This window comes from Deinococcus murrayi DSM 11303 (assembly GCF_000482805.1).
Classification (GTDB): Bacteria; Deinococcota; Deinococci; order Deinococcales; family Deinococcaceae; genus Deinococcus; species Deinococcus murrayi.
The window spans coordinates 37,501-42,500 of record NZ_AXWT01000029.1; the positions used below are offsets into that span (position 1 = coordinate 37,501).

Here is a 5,000-nt window from a genome sequence, read left to right on the forward strand (position 1 = left end):
CAGCGCCGCCCCCTGCCCTGGGCGCTGTGGCTGGCGCTGCCGCTCGCGGTGGGGGGGTTGGCGCTGCTCTCCTGGGAGGGGGGAGCCTTCGTCGTGGGCGACCTGTGGGCGCTCGCCTGTGCCGTCACCTACGCGGGCTTCATCATCGCGCTGGAACGCACCGCGAGCCAGCATGAGGCGCTGCGCTTTACCCTCGCGCAACTGCTCGCCGTGACCGCCCTCGCCTGGGCGTGGGCGCTGCTCGCCGAGCCGGGGCAGCTCTGGCCGCCCGCCGGGGCGTGGGGGCCGCTGCTCTATCTCGGTGTGGCCGCGACCGCCGTCACCACCCTCCTCCAAACCGTCGGTCAGCGCCGGGTCAGCGCCGCCGAGGCCAGCCTGATTTACGCGCTGGAGCCGGTGGCCGCCGCGCTCTTTAGCTTCCTGCTGATCGGGGAGCGCATCGGGCTGCGCGGGGCACTTGGAGGGCTGCTCGTTGTGGTCGCCACCCTGCTGGGGCAGCGGGCGGGCGAGGCGCACCCGGAGACGCCGACCCCACAGGCTGAACCCTCTTCGCCGTGACCCAGTGGCCCCGCTTAGCGGCGGTCGGGGACGAGCAGGGTGCGCAGGGGCGGAGACGCGCTCCAGACCCCCATCAGGCCCTCGCGCAGCAGCGAGCGGCGGACCGCCGTGTACAGCGGGGCGGGCAGGTCGGTCGCGGGGTAGACCCCGGTGCGCCCCTGAATGCCCACCCGCACGCCCAGCGGAAAGCCCAGCGTGAGCACCGCGACCAGGGTGCCCCCCAGCAGCAGGCCCCCGATGGCCCCGGCTCCCGCGTGCCAGCGGGGGGGCGGCCCCACCTGCGTCAGGACGAGCCGCTGCACGCCCAGGCTCAGGGCCAGCCCCAGCCCCAGCGCGAGGAGGAGGCCCAGCGTCCAGGAACCGGCTTGTTGGCCGCCCCAGTTGGCGAGCCAGCAGGCGAGCACGCCGCCCGCGCCCCAGGCCAACCCCGCCAGCCCGCGCCGAGCACCCAGCGCCGTCAGCACGGCCCATACGGTCACGAGCAGGGCGTCAAACCAGGTAATCACGCCCGGCAGTCTAGCGGGCCGGGGGGGAGATGGTGGGCGCGGCTGCCGTCCCGCCGGGGAAGGGGTCTACACTGGGGGCCATGATTCGTGTCCTCCTCGTCGATGACCATGCGCTGTTCCGCCAGGGGCTGCGCAGCCTGCTCGAAAGCGAGGGGATGCGCGTCATCGGCGAAGCCGCCAATGGCCGCGAAGCCATTCGCTACGCCGCCGACACGCACCCCGACGTCATCCTGATGGATATCCAGATGCCTGACCTCGACGGCGTCAAGGCCACCCAGAGCATCCTCGAAATCGACCCCAAAGCCAAGGTCATCATGATTACCATGTACCGCCAGGACCGTTACGTCTTCGAGGCGGTCAAGGCCGGAGCACGCGGCTACGTCCTCAAGGACGCCGACGCCGCCACCCTGATTGACGCCATTCGCCGGGTGGCGGCGGGCGAGGCGCTCCTGGACGCGGACATGGCTCAGAATGTTCTCGACGACTTCCGCGACAAGCGTGAGGAGCTGCCCACCGAGAAGCATGCCGACCTCAACGAGCGCGAGACGATGATTCTCAAGTTGCTCGCGCAGGGGTTTTCTAACCAAGATATCGCCTTGCGGCTCGACATCTCGGAAAAAACGGTCCGCAACCGTCTCTCCGAAATCTTTACCAAGCTGCAACTGAATAACCGCACCCAGGCGGCCCTCTATGCCATTCGCGAGGGCATCGCCAACCTGGAGTAGGGGCGCGGTGACAGAGGTGCCAGTTGCGCGGGTGCCCTGGAGATTCAGCGCTCCAGCGGAAGAGTGTGAGAGCGGCGGCGTCTGGGAGAGGGGTCAACAGGTCGTGACGCCCTGGCCCCCCAGGCGACGGAGGCAAACCGGGTGACTCGTTCGCGCCCTCGCCCCCACCGCACTTCCCCCGTCACCTTCCGTGCTGGCTGTTCCCGCGAGTGGACTCTGGCGTCCGCCGAAGCCGACCTCGCTTACACCGAGTTGGCCTTTTCCGAATGCCCGTCTTGCCCCCACCGCGTCGAGCCAGAGGGCGCGCCGCCCTTTTGCACCCTGCGTCCAGTGAGCGCGGGGCATCCCTTTGCGGCCCTGGCCGAATGGCGGCTTCCCGAATGATTCCGCCTGACCTCTGGTTGGCGGACCTGCGTTCCCGTGGGTACGGGGGTGAGGTGGGCTTGCTCGTGACCGACCTCGCGGGCACCGAGCTGTTCGCCCTGAACGCTGACCGCTCCTTTCCCGCTGCAAGCACCATCAAAGTGCCCCTACTCGTGCAGGCGCTGGAAGAAGCCCAGGCGGGGCGGCTCGACCTCGGCGCACGGGTCTGCTTGCAGGCAGAAGACCGAGTGCCCGGCTCCGGCGTCCTGCACGAGCTGGACCCCGGTTTGGCCCTGAGTTGGCGCGACGTCCTCACGCTGATGGTGGTCGTGAGCGACAACACAGCGACCAACCTGCTGCTGGATCGCCTGGGTCTGGGGGCGGTCAATGCCTGGCTGCTAGAGCGGGGTCTGAGTGGCACGCGCTGGGTCGGCCCGCTGCAACAGCCCCCCGAACGGCAAAACGCGGCCCAGCGCCGGGGCGAGCGCAACCGCACCACCCCCCGCGACCAGGTGCGGCTCCTGGGGCAACTGGCCCGCGGCGAGCTGCTGGATGCCCCGCACACCGAGCTGGCCCTGTCCATCCTCGCCCGTCAGCAGTTTCGGGACCTGCTGGGGCGGCACGTGCCGCGGGACGCGGTGGGCGTGCCGCTCTACCGGGTGGCGAGCAAAAGCGGCGAGCTGCGCGGCATCCACCACGATGTAGGCCTGCTCCTGACCCCGCGCCCGCTGGTCGTGGCCCTGCTCTCCGAGGGCGGCACCGACCTCCGCGAACACCCCGACAACCGGGATGTGGGGGTCTTGGCGGCTGCACTTTGGCCCCTGCTCGCCGCTTTAAGCAACGCGCACGGACCTCATGCGGGGGACATTTAACCGCTCGGTCAGGGCTAAGCTATGGATTCCAAGAAGGGGCGTTTTTCGCCGTATGGCACGGCGGGAGGCGCAGGTCGTGCGTGCTATGCTGGCCGCCAGCCGACTGCCTTTAGACATGAAGGCGAGACCGGGGAGGCACCCTGAGGGGGACGCCCCTGGGGAGCGCGAGGAGAAGGAACGTGGAGAGAAACGACGCTGTCATGCCCTGGGTCGCCATCGTCAGTGCGGCCATCATGTGGATCATCCTGCTGTTCCTCTTTAATAAGGAGACAGCGCCCGAACCTGTCGTCGTCGACCCCGAAGTGGTCGCCACTATCAATCAGACGTGGCCGACCCTGGGGGCGCAGGTGTACACCTCGGCGGGATGCGTGGGATGCCACGGGGCCAACGGAGAGGGCGGGGCGGGTCCCGCGCTGGCGAACAACGAACGCATCACCAAAGACCCGGTGTATGTCCACACCATCATTGTCAAGGGCAAAGGCCAGATGCCCGCCTTCCCTCAGCTCAAGGAGGAAGAGGTCTACGCGGTCGCCAACTATGTCTTGAACTCGTGGGGCAACAGCATTCCCGAACCGCTGACGCCCGCGCAGGTCGCCGAGGGGCAAACCAAGATTGACCCTGCCGTCCTCAAGAACCGCAGCCGTTTTGTCCCGGAGGACATCAAGCTTCCGGAGATTTTCCTGGCGACGTTCGTGATGGTGCTGCTGACCTACGGTCTGATTGGGCTGTACAGCGTGTGGACCGAAGGCCAGGAGCTGCACCCTGGCATTCACAAGGTGCGCTCGACCCCGGTCGCAACGCTGGCGATGGTGGTCACCCTAGGCCTGAGCCTGCTGTTTAGCGTGCTGTTCGTGCGTCAGATGGCGATGGACTACGCGGGTTGGGCCGACCGAGTCATGCCCAACGTCGCGATGGAAGGCTTCTATGCCGCGATGATTCTGCTCACGCTGGCCGTGGCGGTTGGCCTCTACAAGAAGTTCTTTATGGATGGCGAGGTCCTCGTCGAGGACGCCAGCGGCGAGTTCCCCTGGTAAGCCGCCCTCATCTCTGCCCACAGGAGTAATCCCATGACCCGCTACAAGAGACAAGACCCCGAAATCACCCGCCGCAAGTTCATCAACGTGGCGATGGGCACCACCGCCGCGGTGGGCGGCGTGAGCCTGCTGAGCACGCTGGGCGCGGCCAATCCCGTCTTTCGCCTCACCGCCGACAAGATGCCGCCCCTGGAAGGCGACATCCTCGTGCATGCCGAAGCGAGCAAAGAGGGCCGCCCCATCACCATCGACGACCTGAGCACCCAGCTTGTGCGTGCCTGGCCGATGGGCAAGGATGAAAACGGGGCCGACGTCATCCGCAAGGGCGACCCCAACAACATCCTGGCGCTCTACCGCTTCCCGAAGGGGCAGCTCGTGGCTCCGACCAACCTCGAAGCCACGATTGACGGGGAAGTCGTGGCCTACAGCGACATCTGCACCCACGCGGGCTGCTCGGTCAGCGATAGCGATATCAACGCCGGGCAGATGCGCTGCCCCTGCCACTCCGGTGAGTATGACCCCAAGCGGGGGGCCGTCGTGACGGGTGGGCCGCCGCCCAAGCCCCTGGCGCAGCTCCCCATTCGCCGGGACGGTGACCGCCTGGTGGTCACGGGCTTCTTTCTGACGCCCCCCTACCCCTATCACAACAATGAGGCCGAGTGGAACAACCTCAAGCGGGAAGTGGAGGAGGCGCTTACATGAACCAGTGGCTCGACGAACGGCTGCACATCTCGCGCTTAAACGACAAGTTTTTGCGCAAGGCTTTTCCCGTCCATCACTCCTTTTTCTTGGGCGAGATTACCCTCTTCAGCCTGATTATTCTCATTCTGACAGGCATTCTGCTGGCACTGTCCTATGAACCCAGCAACAGCATGGTGGTCAACTCCTTTGACCCCGGCACCTCGGATGCCCCCAATCTGATTCCGGCGGCCTACCACTCCA

Annotated in this window: 8 protein-coding genes (2 of these 8 only partly in view); 7 read left to right on the forward strand and 1 reads right to left on the reverse strand. The window is 67.1% G+C overall.

The annotated features are described in order from the left end of the window. Positions 1-558 carry the 3' portion of a DMT family transporter gene (locus tag H565_RS0107370; protein ID WP_027460480.1) on the forward strand. It extends 360 nt beyond the left edge of the window, so the window shows 558 of its 918 coding nt (coding positions 361-918); its start codon lies off the left edge, out of view; it ends in the stop codon at positions 556-558. Positions 559-572: 14 nt separating this feature from the next. Here H565_RS0107370 and H565_RS0107375 read toward each other — a convergent pair whose 3' ends face one another. Then, positions 573-1,064 (reverse strand): hypothetical protein, encoded by a 492-nt coding sequence (locus tag H565_RS0107375; protein WP_027460481.1) that lies wholly within the window; start codon positions 1,062-1,064, stop codon positions 573-575. A gap of 80 nt (positions 1,065-1,144) precedes the next feature. Here H565_RS0107375 and H565_RS0107380 point away from each other — a divergent pair, with 80 nt between their 5' ends. The 6 genes from H565_RS0107380 to H565_RS0107400 all read left to right on the forward strand — a co-directional run. Next, positions 1,145-1,789 carry a response regulator transcription factor gene (locus H565_RS0107380; RefSeq protein ID WP_027460482.1) on the forward strand — a complete coding sequence of 215 codons (645 nt, stop codon included), beginning with the start codon at positions 1,145-1,147 and terminating at the stop codon, positions 1,787-1,789. Between the two features lie 141 nt (positions 1,790-1,930). Beyond that, positions 1,931-2,173: a hypothetical protein gene (locus H565_RS16005; RefSeq protein WP_084542916.1), complete on the forward strand. Its 243-nt coding sequence runs from the start codon at positions 1,931-1,933 to the stop codon at positions 2,171-2,173. Then, entirely contained in the window at positions 2,170-3,024 is an 855-nt protein-coding gene (locus H565_RS14655; protein WP_034408733.1) for a serine hydrolase, read from the forward strand. The genes H565_RS16005 and H565_RS14655 overlap by 4 nt, the downstream gene beginning before the upstream one ends. Before the next feature lie 179 nt (positions 3,025-3,203). Then, entirely contained in the window at positions 3,204-4,058 is an 855-nt protein-coding gene (locus H565_RS0107390) for a c-type cytochrome (RefSeq protein WP_027460483.1), read from the forward strand. Between the two features lie 33 nt (positions 4,059-4,091). Continuing rightward, on the forward strand, positions 4,092-4,760 hold the full coding sequence (locus H565_RS0107395; protein WP_027460484.1) for a Rieske (2Fe-2S) protein: 669 nt from the start codon (positions 4,092-4,094) through the stop codon (positions 4,758-4,760). Continuing rightward, positions 4,757-5,000, forward strand: partial view of a cytochrome b gene (locus H565_RS0107400; RefSeq protein ID WP_027460485.1) — the start only. Its footprint extends 1,073 nt past the window's final position; only the first 244 of its 1,317 coding nucleotides appear in the window; the start codon lies at positions 4,757-4,759; its stop codon lies beyond the right edge, outside the window. The genes H565_RS0107395 and H565_RS0107400 overlap by 4 nt, the downstream gene beginning before the upstream one ends.